The sequence below is a fragment of the Amycolatopsis deserti genome (assembly GCF_014653945.1).
GTDB lineage: Bacteria > Actinomycetota > Actinomycetes > Mycobacteriales > Pseudonocardiaceae > Amycolatopsis_E > Amycolatopsis_E deserti.
On record NZ_BNAU01000012.1, the window covers coordinates 174,809 to 192,841 of the forward strand.

At 70.0% G+C, this 18,033-nt stretch carries 17 protein-coding genes; 8 read left to right on the forward strand and 9 right to left on the reverse strand.

The window, feature by feature from the left end; genetic code table 11:
* Nucleotides 1-227: 227 nt before the first annotated feature.
* Nucleotides 228-1,007, forward strand: a complete 780-nt coding sequence (locus IE290_RS35555) for a site-2 protease family protein (RefSeq protein WP_191249120.1) — start codon at nucleotides 228-230, stop codon at nucleotides 1,005-1,007.
* A 3-nt stretch (nucleotides 1,008-1,010) separates the two neighbouring features.
* On the opposite strand, the gene IE290_RS35560 is transcribed toward IE290_RS35555, so the two are convergent.
* The 3 genes from IE290_RS35560 to mshB are packed head-to-tail and all read right to left on the reverse strand — an operon-like array spanning nucleotide 1,011 to nucleotide 2,919.
* Nucleotides 1,011-1,721, reverse strand: a complete 711-nt coding sequence (locus tag IE290_RS35560) for a hypothetical protein (protein ID WP_191249121.1) — start codon at nucleotides 1,719-1,721, stop codon at nucleotides 1,011-1,013.
* Nucleotides 1,714-2,088, reverse strand: a complete 375-nt coding sequence (locus IE290_RS35565) for a hypothetical protein (RefSeq protein ID WP_191249122.1) — start codon at nucleotides 2,086-2,088, stop codon at nucleotides 1,714-1,716. The genes IE290_RS35560 and IE290_RS35565 overlap by 8 nt, the downstream gene beginning before the upstream one ends.
* Nucleotides 2,089-2,919: an N-acetyl-1-D-myo-inositol-2-amino-2-deoxy-alpha-D-glucopyranoside deacetylase gene (gene mshB, locus IE290_RS35570; RefSeq protein ID WP_191249123.1), complete on the reverse strand. Its 831-nt coding sequence runs from the start codon at nucleotides 2,917-2,919 to the stop codon at nucleotides 2,089-2,091.
* Between the two features lie 384 nt (nucleotides 2,920-3,303).
* On the opposite strand from mshB, the gene IE290_RS35575 reads away from it, so the two are divergent.
* The 5 genes from IE290_RS35575 to IE290_RS35595 all read left to right on the forward strand — a co-directional run bounded on the left by IE290_RS35575 (nucleotide 3,304) and on the right by IE290_RS35595 (nucleotide 9,266).
* Nucleotides 3,304-5,055, forward strand: coding sequence for an ABC transporter family substrate-binding protein (locus IE290_RS35575; RefSeq protein ID WP_191249124.1), 1,752 nt, complete (start codon nucleotides 3,304-3,306; stop codon nucleotides 5,053-5,055).
* A 168-nt stretch (nucleotides 5,056-5,223) separates the two neighbouring features.
* Nucleotides 5,224-6,204: an ABC transporter permease gene (locus IE290_RS35580; RefSeq protein WP_191249125.1), complete on the forward strand. Its 981-nt coding sequence runs from the start codon at nucleotides 5,224-5,226 to the stop codon at nucleotides 6,202-6,204.
* Nucleotides 6,197-7,135, forward strand: coding sequence for an ABC transporter permease (locus IE290_RS35585; protein WP_191249126.1), 939 nt, complete (start codon nucleotides 6,197-6,199; stop codon nucleotides 7,133-7,135). The genes IE290_RS35580 and IE290_RS35585 overlap by 8 nt, the downstream gene beginning before the upstream one ends.
* Nucleotides 7,132-8,217 carry an ABC transporter ATP-binding protein gene (locus tag IE290_RS35590; RefSeq protein WP_191249127.1) on the forward strand — a complete coding sequence of 362 codons (1,086 nt, stop codon included), beginning with the start codon at nucleotides 7,132-7,134 and terminating at the stop codon, nucleotides 8,215-8,217. Before IE290_RS35585 ends, IE290_RS35590 begins: the two co-directional genes overlap by 4 nt.
* Entirely contained in the window at nucleotides 8,214-9,266 is a 1,053-nt protein-coding gene (locus IE290_RS35595; protein WP_191249128.1) for an ABC transporter ATP-binding protein, read from the forward strand. The genes IE290_RS35590 and IE290_RS35595 overlap by 4 nt, the downstream gene beginning before the upstream one ends.
* 138 nt (nucleotides 9,267-9,404) lie before the next feature.
* On the opposite strand, the gene IE290_RS35600 is transcribed toward IE290_RS35595, so the two are convergent.
* The gene (locus tag IE290_RS35600) at nucleotides 9,405-11,132 is read right to left on the reverse strand and encodes an ABC transporter family substrate-binding protein (protein WP_373300631.1); all 1,728 of its coding nucleotides are present in this window, start codon (nucleotides 11,130-11,132) and stop codon (nucleotides 9,405-9,407) included.
* A 193-nt stretch (nucleotides 11,133-11,325) separates the two neighbouring features.
* Nucleotides 11,326-13,239 carry a translational GTPase TypA gene (gene typA, locus IE290_RS35605; RefSeq protein ID WP_373300632.1) on the reverse strand — a complete coding sequence of 638 codons (1,914 nt, stop codon included), beginning with the start codon at nucleotides 13,237-13,239 and terminating at the stop codon, nucleotides 11,326-11,328.
* Between the two features lie 143 nt (nucleotides 13,240-13,382).
* Between typA and IE290_RS35610 the strand changes: the two genes are divergently transcribed.
* Nucleotides 13,383-13,538 (forward strand): hypothetical protein, encoded by a 156-nt coding sequence (locus IE290_RS35610; RefSeq protein ID WP_191249130.1) that lies wholly within the window; start codon nucleotides 13,383-13,385, stop codon nucleotides 13,536-13,538.
* A 312-nt stretch (nucleotides 13,539-13,850) separates the two neighbouring features.
* Here IE290_RS35610 and IE290_RS35615 read toward each other — a convergent pair whose 3' ends face one another.
* On the reverse strand, nucleotides 13,851-14,150 hold the full coding sequence (locus tag IE290_RS35615; RefSeq protein WP_191249131.1) for a YciI family protein: 300 nt from the start codon (nucleotides 14,148-14,150) through the stop codon (nucleotides 13,851-13,853).
* 299 nt (nucleotides 14,151-14,449) lie between these two features.
* Here IE290_RS35615 and trpS point away from each other — a divergent pair, with 299 nt between their 5' ends.
* Entirely contained in the window at nucleotides 14,450-15,415 is a 966-nt protein-coding gene (gene trpS / locus IE290_RS35620) for a tryptophan--tRNA ligase (protein ID WP_191249132.1), read from the forward strand.
* A 116-nt stretch (nucleotides 15,416-15,531) separates the two neighbouring features.
* Here the strand turns inward: trpS and IE290_RS35625 are convergent, their stop codons facing one another.
* Genes IE290_RS35625 through IE290_RS35635 form a run of 3 tightly spaced genes read right to left on the reverse strand, consistent with a single transcriptional unit; the run spans nucleotide 15,532 to nucleotide 17,947 of the window.
* Nucleotides 15,532-15,918, reverse strand: coding sequence for a (deoxy)nucleoside triphosphate pyrophosphohydrolase (locus IE290_RS35625; protein ID WP_191249133.1), 387 nt, complete (start codon nucleotides 15,916-15,918; stop codon nucleotides 15,532-15,534).
* Complete coding sequence (locus IE290_RS35630) at nucleotides 15,915-17,246, reverse strand: sensor histidine kinase (RefSeq protein ID WP_229874908.1); 1,332 nt, start codon at nucleotides 17,244-17,246, stop codon at nucleotides 15,915-15,917. Before IE290_RS35630 ends, IE290_RS35625 begins: the two co-directional genes overlap by 4 nt.
* Nucleotides 17,243-17,947 carry a response regulator transcription factor gene (locus IE290_RS35635; RefSeq protein ID WP_191249134.1) on the reverse strand — a complete coding sequence of 235 codons (705 nt, stop codon included), beginning with the start codon at nucleotides 17,945-17,947 and terminating at the stop codon, nucleotides 17,243-17,245. The genes IE290_RS35630 and IE290_RS35635 overlap by 4 nt, the downstream gene beginning before the upstream one ends.
* Nucleotides 17,948-18,033: the final 86 nt, after the last annotated feature.

Sequence of the window (18,033 nt, forward strand, 5' to 3'; positions counted from 1 at the left end):
GATTCCAACCGCACGTCCGCCTCCTCTGCTTCCACGCACTCCCCAGGCTGGCGGTCTTGCATCGCCGTACCCGTCGCCCCCTTGCAGCAACGAATAACAGCACTGTGATTACACCCGTGTAATGAGGCTAGGTCAAGCGGAGTAGCGAGGTTGGGGGATGCTTCCGCCCCGCCGCGCAAGCGGACACGCCGAACATCAACTCGCCAGGATGCGACAGACTGGACCCCGTGCAACGATCCGCGGTCCGACCCAGTCCTGTCTTCTTCGGCATTCTCGCACTCACCGTAGTGGGTGGCCTACTGGCCGCGTTCGGTGACGCGAGCACACTGCTGACCTCCGACCAAGACCCGATGGTGGTAGCCGGTGTCTTCATCCTCGTGATCGCCGGCTGGGTGCTCTCACTCACGCTGCACGAGTTCGGGCACGCCTTCGTCGCCTTCAAGGGCGGCGACTACGAGGTGGCCTCCAAGGGCTACCTGTCGATGGACGTCCGGCACTACACCGATCCGGTGTTGTCGATCGTGCTGCCGCTCGTCTTCCTGCTCATCGGCGGCATCCCGCTGCCCGGTGGCGCGGTGTGGATCAACCGCTGGGCGCTGCGCACCCGCACCGTCGCGTCCTGGGTGTCGCTGGCCGGGCCGCTGTCCAACCTGCTGATCGGCATCGTGCTGACCGTGGTCGTGATGCTGGTGCCGATGCCGGTCGGCCTGCTGGCCGGGCTGTCGTTCCTGGCGCTGCTGCAGATCGCCACGTTCGTGTTGAACATCCTGCCGGTGCCCGGCCTGGACGGTTACGGCGCGATCGAGCCGTACCTGTCACCGGAGGCGCGTGAGTTCGGGGCCAAGGCTCGGCCGTGGGCGCCGCTCGTGCTGTTCGCCCTGCTGTTCGCGGTGCCCGCGGTCGGCAGCGCCTTCTGGGACCTGGTCTCGTTCATCTACGGCGCGGTGGGCGGCAACGACATCGCGGCCGCGGTCGGCCAGTACACGTTCTTGTTCTGGCGGCACTAGGTGTCACGCCGCGCGGGTGAGCCACTCGTCCGCGCGGCGCACCACCCGCTTGAGCCCGCTGCGCTCGCCGAGGTAGTCGCCGACCAGGCCGACCACCGGCAGCATCCCGACGGCCCGGTGGTAGAACCGGCCGTGCGGCCGCTTCTCCAGCTCGTCGGTGATGGCCATGAGCGAGCGGCCCATCCGCCACAGCGTCTTGCCCGCCGACTTCAGCGTGATGCGCCGGGGCCGGTGCTCCACCTGGGAGAACTCGCCGGCTAGCTTCGCGGTCTCGGCGTCCTCGTCGGCCGTCGAGTAGTCCTCGTGCTTGCCCGCGGCGAGCGAGGCGTCGATGTCGCGCTGGAACAGCACCCACGCGACCAGCCGGACCTTCTCGCCGATGTCGGAGATGCCGTGTTCCCCGGCGATGGCGGTCAGCAGCAGCGCCTGCGCGGCCGTGCCCAGCGCGTCCTGCACCGGCAGCCGGTCGGCGAGCGCGCCGCCCAGTCCGGGGATCGACGTGACCAGCGACGTGAGCCGGCCCAGCCGGTTGACCCACCAGTCGATGCGGCCGTCCCGGTCCATCGCCTCCCACGCGGCCGAACCCGGCACGCGCACCGACGCCAGCCCTTCCAGGCGGCCGGGCGTGCGCAGCGCGTGCAGCACCGGGCCGGACGCGCGCACGATCGGACGCAGCACGGCGACGACCTGGCGGTCGGAAATCGCTTCACCCACGGCTCGTTGCACTCCCCTTCGGCGGCACGGCGAGCACGCCACCGAGGCTCATCGCGGCCGGCAGCGCACCGCCGGCGATGAGCAGCAACGCTCGCCAGTCCTGCAGCAGCACGAGGTCCCCGCCGGGCCCGAACAACCCGACGATCACCACCACCAGTACCCACGCCACGAGCGGGACAAACGCGGCCCGCGGCGCGACCAGCCGCCCGGCCAGCCGAACGAGCAGCGGGGTGGTCAGCGCCGCGACGAGCACGGTGACCGGGAACGGGATCGTCCCGCCGACGTAGAGCGGCAGGAAGAACAGCTCGAGCACGGCCAGCAACGCCGCGTCGAGCACCAGCAGCACCAGCAGCAGCAGCCTGGACACCTACAGCCCTCCGAACAGGTCCCGCTCCGCGCCCTCGGCCGGGCCGCGCACGAGTACATAGTGCTCGACCTCGTCGATGGGCTGCGCGATGCCGTTGGACAACGCGAACGCCGGCGGCCGGACGCTGATCTGCGTCTCGTGCGCGGCCAGCGCCGCGATCTTGGCGTCCAGGTGGTCCCGCACGTCGATCGCGGTGGTGATCTCCTCGTCCGGCGTGGTGGGCAGCTCGCCGTCGGCGGGCAACCGCCACGGCAGGCCGGGCTCCGCGCGCAGGCGGGCCACCCCGCGGGCGAGGGCGTCGCGGGAGGCGGCGATGTGGAAGACCCGTCGCACGTAGGGGGCGTCCTGGACGGCGATCATGGTTACTGCGTGTGCCCGGATGTGGTCCGGGTGCCCATACCCCCCGAACGCGTTGTAGGTCACGACCACATGCGGGCGCACGTCGTCCAGAACGGCCCGCAACTGGGCGGCCTGCTCATGTGGATCTCCTCCGGAAAACGCGCGCGGGTGGTCGGCCGACGGCGTGCCCGCCATGCCGGAATCACGCCAGCGCCCGATTCCGCCCAGATAACACTGGCGGGTCAACCCCAGCGCCCGGACGGCCGAAGCCAGTTCCCCCGCGCGGTACCCGCCGAGCTGGTCCCCGGCCCACGCCCCGAGCTGGTCCAGACCCTTGGGGATGATCTCCCCCTCCTCGCCGAGTGTGCAGGTCACCAGGGTTGTGTCGACCCCTTCGGCGGCGTAGCGGGCGATGGTCCCGCCGGTGGTGATGCTCTCGTCGTCGGGATGGGCGTGCACGAGCAGGAGACGGCGTGCGGAGGTAGCGGTCACGAGTTCAGGTTAATTAGAAGATTGTGTGGCGTTCCTGTCACAGGCGTATGACTAGTCCTTTCGTGGGGTCCACAAAGTGGGACGCGTCGGTTATTCTCCCCCGAGCTACGCACCGCGCCGTAGCAGGGGATATCCAAGAAGGGGTGCCCGTGCACCGAGTTCCGGGGGGAAGGTCAGACGGCCACGAACGGCGACGCTCGTCACCCGTTGGAGTGAGGGACGGCGCGTCACTGTTCCATCACAATCTCACGCTCAGTGGCCGTCTCGGCTGTTCCTCTGCCTAGGTTGCACGACTACGGTGAGCAAACTCGATCACCTCGACAGTTCGCCGCCACAGGACGAGGCCGCCTCGCTACCCACGACGGCGTCGAGCAAGGAGAATGAATGTTAGGGAAGACCAAGTCACGCGCCGCCGGAATCGGCGCGCTCGCCGCGACCGCCGCGCTGGTCCTCGCCGCGTGTGGCGGCGGCGGCGGTGACAACAGTGGCGTCCAGACCGGGCAAGCGTTCGCCGAGTGCGACGCCAACGCGAACGCGTGCAACTCGGCCGCCGCTGACCAGCTGCAGGACGGCGGTGAGGTCACCTTCGCGATCGAGAAGAACATCCCGAACTGGAACGTGACCTCGGCCGAAGGCAACGTCTTCGAGACCGGCATGGTGACCAAGGGCATCCTGCCCTACACCTTCTACACGACTCCGGACCTCAAGCCGACGCTGAACACGGACTTCGTGACCTCGGCCGACGTCACCAGCACGAATCCGCAGACGGTGGTCTACAAGATCAACCCGAAGGCCGTGTGGTCCGACGGCACGCCGATCACGGCCGACGACTTCGTCTACAACTGGAAGGTCCAGAACGGCAAGGACTGCCCGGACTGCGCGGCGGCCAGCACCTCCGGTTACGACCAGATCGCCTCGGTCGTCGGTTCGGACAACGGCAAGACGGTCACCGCGACCTTCGCCAAGCCGTACACCGACTGGAAGAACATGTGGAGCTCCTCGGGCGCCATGTACCCCGCCCACCTGGCGGCGCAGCACGGTGACCTGAACACCCCGGCCGGCCTGGCCGCGTCGTACAAGTGGTTCGGCGAGACCGTGCCGACCTGGTCCGGCGGCCCCTGGAAGCTGGACAACTTCCAGAACAACGTGTCGGTCACGATGGTGCCGAACCCCGCGTGGTGGGGCGCCAAGCCGCACCTGTCCCGGGTGATCTTCCGGATCATCACCGACGCCTCGCAGGAGCCGACGGCCCTGCAGAACCGCGAGGTCCAGGTCATCTACCCGCAGCCGCAGGTCGACCTGGTCAACCAGGTGCGCAACATCCCGAACGTGTCCTCCTACATCGGCCTCGGCCTGACCTGGGAGCACTTCGACTTCAACCTGAAGAACCCCGCGCTGGCCAACAAGGCCCTGCGGCAGGCCCTCTACACCGCCGTTGACGTCCAGGGCGTCATCGACAAGACGGTCGGCCAGTTCACCAACAAGGTGAAGCCGCTGCAGAACCACAACTTCATGCCGGGCCAGGAGGGCTACAAGGACGTCATCTCGTCCACCGGCCAGGGCACGGGTGACATCAACAAGGCGAAGCAGATCCTCACCGACGCCGGTTACAAGCTGCAGGGCAGCCAGCTGATCGACCCGAGCGGCGCGCCGGTGCCGGCTCTGCGGATGCGCTACACCGTGGGCAACCAGATCCGCCAGAACGAGTGCGAGCTGTTCCAGCAGGCCGCCAGCCAGCTGGGCGTCAAGGTCGACATCATCCCGACCGACGACCTCGGTGACACCACGAGCAACGGTGACTTCGACGTGATCGTGTTCGCTTGGGTCGCCTCGCCGTTCCCGTTCTCGGGTGCCCAGCAGAACTGGACCACCGGTTCGGCCAGCAACTACGGCAAGTACAGCAACCCCGAGGTCGACAACCTGATCGCGCAGGCCAACGCCGAGACCGACCAGGCCAAGGCCGCCGACCTGCTCAACCAGGCGAACCAGATCATGGCCGGTGACGCGTACGTGCTTCCGCTGTACCAGAAGCCGACCTTCATCGCTGCCTACGACAACATCGCCAACATCCGCAACAACTCGACCCTCGACGGGCCGGTCTACAACATGCAGGAATGGGGCATCCGGAAGGGCTGATCGCCCCGCCGGAGTACATTACTGAGAAGTAATTCGGTGGGGGAGGCCGGCATCGCCGGTCTCCCCCACCCCCTAAACCGCACGAAACCACCACAACTAGACAGGTCGCGCCGCCCGGTTCCGCCGTCACGAGCGGCGTGCTGGTCGAACTTCAGCAGGAAGACCTCCATGCTCGCCTTCGCATTGCGCCGGCTGCTCGTGTCGGTGCCGATCCTCATCTTGTCGACGTTCGTCGTCTTCTTGATGGTGTCGCTGTCGGCCAACCCGCTCAGCTACCTCATCACCCGAAATCCGCCCCCACCCCCGCAGACCATCGCCGCCGAGGCGCACCGGCTGCACCTGGACCAGCCGCTGATGGAGCGGTACTGGAACTGGATCACCGGCATCTTCCGCGGCGACTTCGGCCCGTCCGTCAACTCGACGATGGACATCGGGTCGGAGGTCATCTCCCGCTTCGGCGTCACGTTCCGCCTGATCTTCCTCGCGATGGTCATCGCGCTGATCCTGGCGATCGTCGTGGGCGCCGTCAGCGCCGTGAAGCAGTACTCCAAGCTGGACTACACGGCCACCTTCTTCGGCTTCCTCTTCCTGTCGATGCCCGCGTTCTGGCTCGCGGTGCTCCTGAAGCAGGCCGGCATCAACATCAACAACACGGTCGGCGACCAGGTCTTCTACACGATCGGCGCGAGCTCGATCTACGTGAAGGGCGGGTTCTGGGCCCACTTCACGGACGTGCTGGGGCACATGATCCTGCCGACCATCTCGCTGGCGCTGATCTCCTACGCGTCGTGGAGCCGCTTCCAGCGCGGATCGATGCTCGAGGTGCTCAACAGCGACTACGTGCGGCTCGCCCGCGCCAAGGGCCTGTCCCGCGGCGTCGTGATGCGCAAGCACGCACTGCGCAACGCGCTCATCCCGCTGACCACCGTCACCGCGCTGGACCTCGCCTCGATCATCTCCGGCGCCGTCGTGACCGAGAAGGTGTTCCAGTGGCAGGGCGCGGGGACGTTCCTGCTGGACGCCATCGCCCAGAGCGACGTGTACGCCGTCGAGGCGTGGCTGCTGATTTCGGCGACCTTCGTCATCCTGTTCAACCTTGTCGCCGACCTGCTGTACGGCGTGCTCGACCCGAGGATCCGCCATGCCTGAGCCTTCGACCACCGAAACCGCCGCGACGGCCCAGCTGCAGGACAGCCCCAACGGCACCGTCGAGCGGGAGTTCACCGTCCAGGAGCGCAGCCAGTTCCAGCTGGTCCTGCGCCGGTTCATGCAGCACCGGCTGGCCGTGGTGAGCCTGGTCCTGCTGATCGTGATCGTGCTGCTCGCCTACGTCGGCGGCTGGCTCTGGAAGTACGGGCCGGAGGACATCACGCCGGACAACTCCCAGTCGCCGTCGCTGGAGCACCCGTTCGGCACCGACGCGGTGGGCAAGGACATGCTCGCGAACGTCCTCCGCGGCACCCAGATCTCGCTGCAGATCTCGGTGCTGGTCGCGATCTTCTCCACGGTCGTCGGCACGATCTGGGGCGCGGTCGCCGGGTACTACCGCGGCTGGATCGACACCGTGCTGATGCGCATCGCCGACCTGGTGCTCACGCTGCCGCTGCTCGCCGTCGCCGCCGTGCTCGCCCACAACGTGGGCGGCAGCTGGTGGCTGATCGCCGTCGTCATCGCCGGCCTGTACTGGGCCTACGTGTCGCGTGTCGCGCGCGGTGTGGTGCTGTCGTTGCGGGAGAAGGAGTTCATCGAGGCGGCCCGCGCGCTCGGCGCGGGTGACGGGCGGATCATCTTCCGGCACCTGGTGCCCAACGCGCTCGGCTCGGTGATCGTGAACGCGACGATCCTGGTGTCCATCGGCATCCTGCTGGAGACCGCGCTGTCGTTCCTCGGCTTCGGCGTGCGGCCCCCGGACACCTCGCTCGGCCTGCTGGTGAGCAACGCGCAGACGGCGGTCGACACCCGCCCGTGGCTGTTCTACTTCCCGGGCCTGTTCATCATCCTGATCGCGCTGACGATCAACTTCATCGGGGACGGGCTCCGCGACGCGTTCGACCCCCAGCAGACGAAGGTGCGCGCATGACCTCGTTCGACTCCCAGACGACGGCCGACCCCGTCCTCTCGGTGGAGGACCTGACCGTCCAGTTCCCCAGCGACGACGGCCTCGTGCAGGCCGTGCGCGGCGTGACCTACCAGCTCGGCCGCGGTGAGGTGCTGGGCGTGGTCGGGGAATCCGGCTCCGGCAAGTCGGTGACCTCGCTGGCGATCATGGGCCTGCTGCCCCGCTCGGCGCGCGTCAAGGGCACGATCAACTTCAAGGGCCAGAACCTGCTCGAGCTGTCCGAGAAGGAGATGACCCGGGTCCGCGGCAGCGGAATCGCGATGGTCTTCCAGGACCCGATGACGTCCCTGAACCCGGTCTACCCGGTGGGCGACCAGATCGCCGAGGCCATCACCGCGCACCACGACGTGCGCAAGGACGTGGCCCGCAAGCAGGCCGTGGAGCTGCTGGACCTGGTGCGCATCCCGAACCCGCAGCAGCGGGCGACGGAGTACCCGCACCAGCTCTCCGGCGGGATGCGGCAGCGCGTGGTGATCGCGATCGCCATCGCCAACCGGCCCGAGGTGATCATCGCCGACGAGCCGACGACCGCGCTGGACGTGACCGTGCAGGCGCAGGTGCTGGACGCGCTGCAGGCCGCGAAGCAGGAGACCGGCGCCGCGATGGTGCTGATCACCCACGACCTGGGCGTCATCGCCGGCCAGGCCGACCGGGTGCAGGTCATGTACGCGGGCAAGGTGGTCGAGGCCGGCACGGTCGACGACATCTTCTACACCCCGCGCATGCCCTACACGCTGGGCCTGCTCGGCAGCCTGCCGCGGCTGGACATCAAGACCGACCGGCTCACCCCGATCGCCGGCGCCCCGCCCTCGGTGGTCAACATGCCGCCGGGCTGCCCGTTCAGCCCGCGCTGCCCGATGGCGCAGGACATCTGCGACGCCGAGGAGCCGGCGCTCGAGCCGACCACCGACGGTCTGCACAAGGCGGCCTGCCACTTCAGCGACCAGCTGGCCGGCCGCGAAGCCACTGATCTGTTCAACCCGACCTCGGTCGACGACGTCGACGCGGTGGCCGCGGTGACCCCCGGGGAGAAGACCGAATGAGCGAGAGCGCAGCCGGCGTGCTGCCCGAGCAGGACCAGCGGACCCCCGTGCTGTCGGCCCGCAACGTCGTCAAGCACTTCCCGGTGCGCAGCGGCGGGCTGATCCGGCGCCAGATCGGCGAGGTACAGGCCGTGTCCGGGGTGTCGTTCGACATCTACGAGCGGGAGACGCTCGCCCTGGTCGGCGAGTCGGGGTGCGGCAAGTCGACCACCGCGCGGGTGGTGCTCAACCTCCAGCCGGCCACGAGCGGCGAGGTGTTCTTCGAGGGCACCGAGCTGCACAAGCTGCACCGCAAGCAGATGCAGACGCTGCGCCGCGAGATGCAGATCGTGTTCCAGGACCCGTACGCCTCGGTCGACCCGCGCATGCCGGTCAACGAGATCATCGCGGAGCCGCTGCGGATCCACAACCTGTACGAGAAGGGTGGCCGGCAGCGGGTGCGCGAGCTGCTCGCCACGGTCGGCCTGCGGCCCGAACACGGCAACCGGTACCCGCACGAGTTCTCCGGCGGTCAGCGGCAGCGCATCGGCATCGCCAGGGCGCTCGCGCTGCAGCCGAAGCTGCTGGTGCTGGACGAGCCGGTGTCCGCGCTGGACGTGTCGATCCAGGCCGGTGTGCTGAACCTGCTGCAGGACCTGCAGTCGGAGTTCGGCCTGTCGTACCTGTTCGTCTCGCACGACCTGTCGGTGGTCCGGCACATCTCCAACCGCATCGCGGTGATGTACCTGGGCAAGATCGTGGAGACGGCACCGTCGGAGGAGCTGTTCGAGAATCCGGCGCACCCGTACACGCAGGCGCTGATCTCGGCGATCCCGGTGCCCGACCCGCGCAAGGAGCGCTCGCGGGAACGCATCGTGATCACCGGAGACGTGCCCAGCCCGGCCAACCCGCCCAGTGGCTGCCGGTTCCGCACCCGGTGCCCGAAGTTCGCGAACGAGCTGAGCGATGCGGAGCGGACGAAGTGCATTGATGAGGAGCCGTTGCTCGTCGATCGGGGGCAGGGGCATCCGGCGGCTTGTCACTACGCGCAGGCGCGGCAGTTGATTTGAGGGCCGGCGGTTGATGTCGGCCGTGCTGGCGTGAGGAAGGGCCCCCGGCTCGTCCGGGGGCCCTTTCATGTCCGTGCGTCCCGGACCGGCGAACACGCCGCCGCGAGCGGGGCGGCTGCACCACGCCCGCCAGGGTGGTCAGCGGGGGCTGCGGGTCCAGTTCACGGCTTCACCGAACGGGCCCAGCAGCGGCGGCCCCACCGTCATCCCGGAGATCCCCTGCCCTGTCGCCAGGGTGTCGGCCAGCTGGAACAGCGGCATCACCGTGTGCTGGGCCCACAGCTTCGGCTCCAGCTCGGCCAGCGCGTCGGCCAGGGGCTTCTCCCCGGTCAGCGCCTCTTCGATCGTCGTCTGGAGGTTCTCGTCGCAGACGGCGGCCGGGTTGGCCGGGATCACCGCCACGTTCGCCGACGGCGTGGACTGCCCGGGCCGGCACCCGAAGGTCGACGCGAGCACCGTCGCCGCGTCACCGCTTGCCGGGAGTGGCACCACCGCTATGTCGACACCGACGGCGCCCGAGTTGCCCGTCGGGGCGGTCGAGCCCTGGCTGACCGGCAACGCCAGCAGGTTGGCGAACAGGTCCCGCGGCTGGGCGTTCAGCGTGTTCACCTGGATGCCGGCCGCGATCAGCTGGTTGCTCAGCTCCTTGGCCATGCTCGCGTACGGCTCCTGCTGCCCGGGTGACGCGACGACCAGCGTGAGCGCCCGGCCGTCCTTGCGCCAGACCCCGGCTTCCTTGACGTAACCCGCCGCGGTCAGCAGCGACTCCGCCTTCACCGGGTCCGGCACGCCGTAACCGGCGGGGATCGTCGGCGCGTACCCGGCCTGCGACGGCCACCGCACCTGCGCCTCGGCCCGCAACCCGGCCGACGGGCCGCCCGCGGCGCCTTCGTCGATCAGCTTGTTCCGGTCGATGAACGCCGACACCGCCTCGCGGACCTGGTCGTTGACGAGCGGGCCGTTCGCCGGGCGCAGCAGCACCTCGGCCACCCGCGGAGCGGCCACCGTGGTCAGCTGGACCGCCGGCCCGAGCGCCTGGAACTGGTTCAGCCCGGCGCTGTCGGTGCGGGACATCACGAACTGGTCGTTGCCGCTGCGCAGCGCCCCGGCCAGGCCGGTGGCGTCCGAGCGGCGCAGCACGATCTGGTCCACCGCGGCCGGCTTGTCCCAGTACCGCTCGTTGCGCTCCAGGATGATCTCGCCGCGCGCGTTGTCCCGCGTCTTGATCGAGAACGGGCCACCGTAGGCCGGGAAGCTGTCCTGCAGCGCGCCCTGCCAGCCGCCCGGGGCGTCCTTGAGCAGGTGCTGCGGCAGCAGGTTCGAAAACAGCGTCCGCCAGCCCGGGTACGGCTCGGCGAACGTCACCTGGACGCCCTTGCCGCCCTCGCTGGGCTGGATGCCGCTGATCAGCCGGTACCCGGCGGGCTGCACCACCCCGGGCTGGTCGCGCATCGCCTCGGCGAGGTAGACGAAGTCCTCCACCGCGATCGGCGCGCCGTCGGACCACGAGGCGTCCTGCCGGATCAGGTAGGTGACCGTGAACGGGTCGGTCGAGGTGACCTCGGCCGAGCGCATCAGCGTGGTGTCCAGCTGGTACTCGCCCTGGGCGTCGGGCCGGAACACCGACGGCAGCAGCATCTGCGACAACGCCGTGGTGATCGTGGACTGGTCGGCCAGGTTGTGCGGGTTGTAACCGCCCGCGATGTCGTCGACACCGATCACGATCTGCGACGCCGTCGGCACCGCGGGGGTCGACGACTGGGCCACCGGTGAGGTCACGACCGGCGGCGGCGGAGTGCTGGTGCAGGCGGCCAGTGCGGTCAGCAGCACCGTGACCAGTGCCGCCGCTTTACCGCTTCCCCGCACGCTGCCTCCCCTGATGAGCCCATGATGGTGTCACAAGGCCTGTAGCCGCGGTACCGAGATTGCCAGACCGGCCGGGCCTACCTGTCACCGGATCAGGTACCGCCGAAAGGTTGACGTTGCTGAGCGTGTCGCGGTTCCCCCCGGAAACGACACGGGGGACTCCACCGCGATGGACGTCCCCCGCTCAGCGACCTCAGCCGCGCGACTTGGCGCGCGAACGCTCCTTGGCCCGCTGGGTGATCTCCAGCGTCACCTTCCGCACGCGCACCGCGTTCGGCGCGACCTCGACGCACTCGTCGGCGGCGCAGAACTCCAGCGCCTCCTCCAGGCCGAGCTTGCGCGGGCGCGCCAGGCGCTCCAGCTCGTCTCCGGTGGAGGAGCGCATGTTGGTGAGCTTCTTCTCCTTGGTGATGTTGATGTCGAGGTCCTCGGCGCGCGGGTTCTCGCCCACGACCATGCCCTCGTACACCTCGGCGCCCGGCTCGACGAAGAACGTGCCGCGGTCGGCGAGCTGGATCATCGCGTAGGAGGTGACCGGCCCGGACCGGTCGGCGACCAGCGAACCGCTGTGCCGGGTGCGGATCTCGCCCGCCCACGGGTGGTAGCCCTCGAACACGTGGTTCGCGATGCCGGTGCCGCGGGTCTCGGTCAGGAAGTCGGTGCGGAACCCGATCAGGCCGCGCGCCGGGAGGACGAACTCGAGCTTGATCCGGCCGGTGCCGTGCCCGCCCATGTCCTCCATGCGGCCCTTGCGCGCCGCGAGCAGCTGGGTGACCGCGCCGAGGTGCTCCTCGGGGATGTCCAGCGTGAGCCGCTCGAACGGCTCGTGCAGCTTGCCGTCGATGGTCTTGGTGACCACCTGCGGCTTGCCGACGGTCAGCTCGAAGCCCTCGCGGCGCATCTGCTCGACCAGGATCGCCAGCGCCAGCTCGCCACGGCCCTGGACCTCCCAGGTGTCCGGGCGCTCGGTGGGCAGGACGCGGATCGACACGTTGCCGATCAGCTCCTGGTCCAGCCGGGCCTTCACCAGGCGCGCGGTGACCTTGTCGCCGCCGTTGCGGCCGGCCAGCGGCGAGGTGTTCACGCCGATGGTCATCGAGATGGCCGGCTCGTCGACGGTGATCCGGGGCAGCGCCACCGGGTTCTCCACGTCGGCCAGCGTGTCGCCGATCGTGATGTCCGGGATGCCGGCGATGGCGACCAGGTCACCGGCCGAGGCCTCCTGCGCGGGCACCCGCTCCAGGGCCTCGGTGACCAGCAGCTCGGAGATCCGGACGTTCTGCACCGAGCCGTCCTCGCGCAGCCACGCGACGGTCTGGCCCTTGCGCAGCTTGCCGGAGTGGATGCGGATGAGCGCGATGCGGCCGAGGAAGTTGGACGCGTCGAGGTTGGTGACCAGGGCCTGCAGCGGGCTGTCCGGGTCGGCCTGGGGCGGCGGCACGTGACGCAGCAGGGTGTCGAACAGCGGGTCGAGGTTGTCGCTGTCAGGCAGCTCACCGTCGGCGGGCTGCTCCAGGCTCGCCCGGCCGGCGCGCGCGGAGGCGTAGATGACGGGCAGGTCGAGGACCGCGTCGAGGTCGGCGTCCTCGATGTCGCCCGCGAGGTCGAGCAGCAGGTCGTGGGTCTCCTCGACGACCTCGGCGATGCGGGCGTCCGGGCGGTCGACCTTGTTGACCACCAGCACGACCGGCAGGCCAGCCTGCAGGGTCTTGCGCAGCACGAACCGGGTCTGCGGCAGCGGACCCTCGCTGGCGTCGACCAGCAGCAGGACGCCGTCGACCATGGCCAGGCCGCGCTCGACCTCGCCGCCGAAGTCGGCGTGGCCGGGGGTGTCGATCACGTTGATGGTGACCGGCCCCTCGGCGGTCTGGCGGCGGATGGCGGTGTTCTTGGCGAGGATCGTGATGCCCTTCTCACGTTCCAGCTCGCCCGAGTCCATGACGCGGTCGACGAGCTCGGCACGTTCGCCGAAGGCACCGGACTGCCGCAGCATGGCGTCGACCAGGGTGGTCTTGCCGTGGTCGACGTGCGCGACGATGGCGACGTTGCGGAGGTCGGTGCGGACCTTCTCGGCGGTTGCTGTGGGCACGCGAGGGCTCCTGAACATTTCGAAGGGATGAATCGCGGGCCCGCTTTGGCATACGCGATCCCATTCAGGATACCCGGTACCACATTGTGACCAGGGCCACGGTGGATGATCACTTAGGTTCACCTAACCTAAGGTCGTCCCCGGAGCTGTGGAGTGGTGGTTTGGGCAAGAAGGAGGCGGACCCCCGCAAGGTGGTCCGCAAGCTCATGAAGGCCGGCAAGGTCAAGAAGAAGTGCTGCCGCTCGAAGCCGCGCTGCAAGAAGTGCCCGGTGCTCGCCCTCCAGCGCGCGAAGGCGGACCTGAAGAAGGCCGCCTAGGGGTAGTGCCCATGGTCGTGGAGAAATTCGGGCGGCCGCGCGAGGACGGCAGCGACCAGCACAAGGCCGCCCGCCGCGCGCCCCGAGTGGGTTATGAGTACGTGCACTGCGCCATCGACGATCACTCCCGGCTCGCCTACGCCGAGATCCACCCCGACGAAAAACCGCCGTCACCTGCGCCGGCTTCCTCCGCCGCGACAACCATCACCGAGCCCACACCGCACTCAACGACCAACCACCATCACCCGCGTCGACAACCTCACTGGGCACGACACCTAGAGGTTTGGCCGCCGAGGCCTTGACACACTCGCCCTAGACGGCGAGCGCCTCGTTCAGCAGGCGGAGTTCCGGCGCCGTGCGGGTGGCGCCGAATTCGATGATCCGGAACTGCGCCAGACGCCGTTCGACGATCGGGTCGGACGCGAGTACCGCTTCCAGTTTCACCTGGGGCATCGGGCGGGTCACGATCACGCAACCGGAATGCGGCGTGCGCCGCCCGGCGGCCAGGAACTCGCCCGACTTGAAGTGCCGGTCCAGCCATTTCGCGTGGTCGGCCAGGTAGTAGTCGACTTCCTCCACCGGGGCCGTGTAGTCGATCAGCACGATGTACATACCTTCACGGTAGCCCTGGAACGGCCCCCGGGAAATGATTCTCAGCCGATTGCCAGTAATCTGTGCAACAGCGGTTCGACATTCCAAAGAATTGCTTTCCGGAAGGCAATGTGGATATTACTTTCGGCCGCTGCTACGCTGCTGGCGTGCGCACGATCGGGAACTTCTGGTGGCCGCCGGCAGGCGGTCCCTCCGACGTGCGCTGACACCCAGCACCCACGACAAGGCCGCCCGCGCAGGCGGCCTTCGTCGTTCCCGGGGCCGTGGCGGGGGTGGCCACCGACCCGAGGACACCACCGATGCGAATTTCCGGGATCACCCCGTCCGGCCACACCCACCTCGGCAACCACCTGGGCGCGATCCAGCGCTGGGTGGCCGACGGCGGCCCGGACGACCTGTACTTCGTGTCCGACCTGCACGCCATGACGACCACCCACAACCCGGGCAAGCTGCGCGGGCGGACCAGCGAGATGCTGGCCGTGCTGGTGGCGGCGGGGATCCCCGCCGAGCGCGTGTTCGTGCAGTCGGACCTGTCCCGCGAGCTGGGCGCGCTGACCTGGATCCTGGAGTGCACCTGCAGCTACGGCGAGGCCGCGCGGATGATCCAGTTCAAGGAGAAGGGCAGCGGCCAGCCGGGCGTGCGGCTGAGCCTGCTGACCTACCCGGTGCTGATGGCCGCCGACATCCTGCTGCAGGGTGCCGCGGAGGTCCCGGTGGGCGAGGACCAGAACCAGCACGTCGAACTGGCCCGCGCCCTGGCCCGGCGGTTCAACAGCACCTACGGCGAGGTGTTCACGGTGCCCCGATCGGTGCTGCCGCCGACGGGCGCGCGGGTGCGGGACCTGTCCGACCCGGCGCGGAAGATGTCGAAGTCCGCGCGCGACGCGGCCGGGGTGGTGTTCGTGCTGGACGAGCCGGACCTGATCCGCCGCAAGGTGCGCCGCGCGGTGACGGACGGGTTCAGCGGGGTCGCGTACGCGCCGGAGGAGCGTCCGGGGGTCGCCAACCTGCTGGAGATCCTGGCCGGTTGCAGGGGCGCGCGGCCCGCGGACGTGGCGGTCGAGTTCTCGTCGTACGGCGAGCTGAAGGAGGCCGTGGCGGAGGCGGTGATCGAGACGCTGCGCCCGATCCGGGAGCGGACGCAGGAGCTGCTGGCGGACCCGGCGGAACTGGCGCGGATCCGCAAGGAGGGCGCCAGCCGAGCCGCCGAACGCGGCGAGCACCGCCTGACCTCGGCGATGCGGCTGATCGGCGCGGGGATGTGACCCGGAGTTGCTGATCCGGCGAATCTCCGTGCCCGCGGCGGCGATCACGCCATTGGCGCGGGCGGTGGTGTCCCGGTAGGCGCGTGGACTGATCGACGGCGCCACCGGGCGCTGACTCAGCGCAGCAGCAGCCGCAGGTCGGGGAGCAGTTCCAGGTCCGCGGGCAGCCACTGGACGCTGTCCAGGCCGGCCTCGTCGAGCCAGCGCAGCGCCTTGTGGTCCAGCGCCTCCGGGCGGGCGCGCTCGTCGGTCAGTGAGGCGGCGAACACGCGCAGCACCAGCCCCGCCCGCAACGGCACGTCCGGGCCGACCCGCGCACCGATCGCGACGTCCACGCCGAGTTCCTCGCGGCACTCCCGGCGCAGGGCGTCCACTTCGGACTCACCCGGCTCGACCCGTCCGCCGGGCAGCTCCCACAGGCCCGCCACCTCGCGCGGGTACGCGCGCTGCTGGGCGAGCAGGGACCGGCCCCGCACGATGGCCGCTCCCACGATCACCTTCACGAGGTGGAGACGTTACCGGCCGACCGCCACACGATCTGGAAGCGGGCACCGCCCTCGGGCGACTCGCCCACCGACACCCGCCCGCCGCGCCGCCGCACGGTTTCGGCGACCATCGCCAGCCCCAGCCCGGTGCCGCCGGAGGTGCGGGCCCGGTCGTCGCCGACGCGGTAGAACCGGTCGAACACGCGGTCCCGGTGCTCGGGCGGGATGCCCGGCCCGTCGTCGTCCACCACCAGCCGCACGGTGGAGTGCCCGGGCAGCACCGACACCACGATCTGCGACGAGGCGTACCGGCAGGCGTTGCGCAGCAGGTTGTTCAGCACCAGCTCGACCTCGGAGTGCGCCGCGTGCGCCCACGCCTGCCCGACCACGCCCGTGACGCGCACCGCAGGCGAGCCGGGCGGCAACCGGTCCGCCGCCGCGCGCGCCTCGGTGAGCAGTTCGACGGCCTCGGCCGGCGGCAGCTCCCCGGCGTCCGACCGGGCCAGGGTCAGCAGCCCGTCCAGCAGTGCGGACAACCGCTCGGCCTCGGCGAGGACGTCGGCCAGCGTCTCCTGCGCCAGCTCCGGATCGGGGTTGGCGACGGCGACCTCGGCCTGCACGCGGATCGACGCGACCGGCGAGCGCAGCTCGTGCGCGGCGTCCCCGGTGAACCGCCGCAGCCGCTGAGCGGCCTCCTCCTGCCGCGCCAGCAGCGCGTTGAAGTCCGCCGCCAGCGCCCGCAGCTCGTCGTCGGCCTCGGGCAACGGCACCCGCTGCCCCGGCGGCAGCGCGCGGACCGTCCGGCGCAGCCGGCTCACGCGCCGCAGCGCGAAACGCACCACCAGCCAGGTCGCGATCGCGGCGAGCACCGCGCCGATCCCGGCGGCCCACAGCAGCCAGGTCGCAGCCTTGTGCACGGCCGCCCGCTGGCCCACCAGCCCGGTGCCGGCGGCGACCAGCCGCAGCTGCCCGTCCGGCGCGGTCACCACCGAGCCCAGCCACCGCATCCGCTCCACGGTCACCGGCTGCCCGGCCTTGAGCGCCCGCACGTCACCCGGCCCGAGCGGGGTCGCCGGGCCGCCGTCGACCGGCGCACCCGCGGTGTCGAGCACGCGCAGGACCACGCCGTCCGGTGGGACGGGCAGCTGTCCGACGGACACGGTCGCGGCCGCCGGAGCGAGCGCCTCGGACAGTTCGGTGTCGACGGAGGAGTCCCGCAGGGGCCCGAGCCCGCGCCCGGCGACGACGGCGAGGCCGAGCAGGAACGCCAGCGTGACCGCGGCGGCCGGCGCCGTGATCCGGAACTGCATGGACCGGCGTTCCCACCACCGGCGCAGCGAGCTCACCCGGGCAGGACCTCGTCCAGCGCCGCGTCCGAGGCCAGGTAGCCGTGGCCGCGCACGGTGCGCACCAGCGCGCCCGCCCCGACCGCGTCGAGCTTGCGGCGCACGTACCCGACGTAGACCTCGACGACGTTGCGGGTCGCGGCCTGCTCGTCACCCCACACCGCGCGCAGCAGCTCGTCCTTGGTGACGACCGTCCCGGCGCGCCCGACCAGCACCTCGAGCAGGCTGAACTCGCGCGGGCTCAGCGCGACCGGGTCGTCGTGCCAGCGCACCTCGCGGGTGGCGCGGTCGACGACGAGGCCCCCGATGCGCAGCGGGCCGCGCGTCCCCTCGGTGGCCGCGCGGCGCAGGACGGCGCGGATCTGCGCGACCAGCACGACGAACGAGAACGGCTTGACCAGGTAGCCGTCGGCCCCGAGGTCGAGCCCGTCGGCCTGGTCGACCTCGCCGTCCTTGGCCGAGACCATCAGGACCGGCGTGGTGATGCCCTGTGCGCGCAACGCCTGCAGCACCCGGTACCCGGACAGGCCGGGCAGCATGATGTCCAGCAGCAGCACGTCGAACGACCCGGTCTGCGCCAGGCGCAGGCCGCTCGGGCCGTCGGGGGCGGTGACCACGTCCATGCCCTCCGCCCGCAGCCCGCGGTGCAGCGCCTTGCGCACGCCGGGCTCGTCGTCCACCACGAGAATCCGAGGGTTCACGGTTGACAAGCATGCCCGGTTTTTCCAGCTCGGGCGCGCGCTCTCAGCGGTCTCTCAGCATCTCAGGTCCATCTCAGGGCCGACGG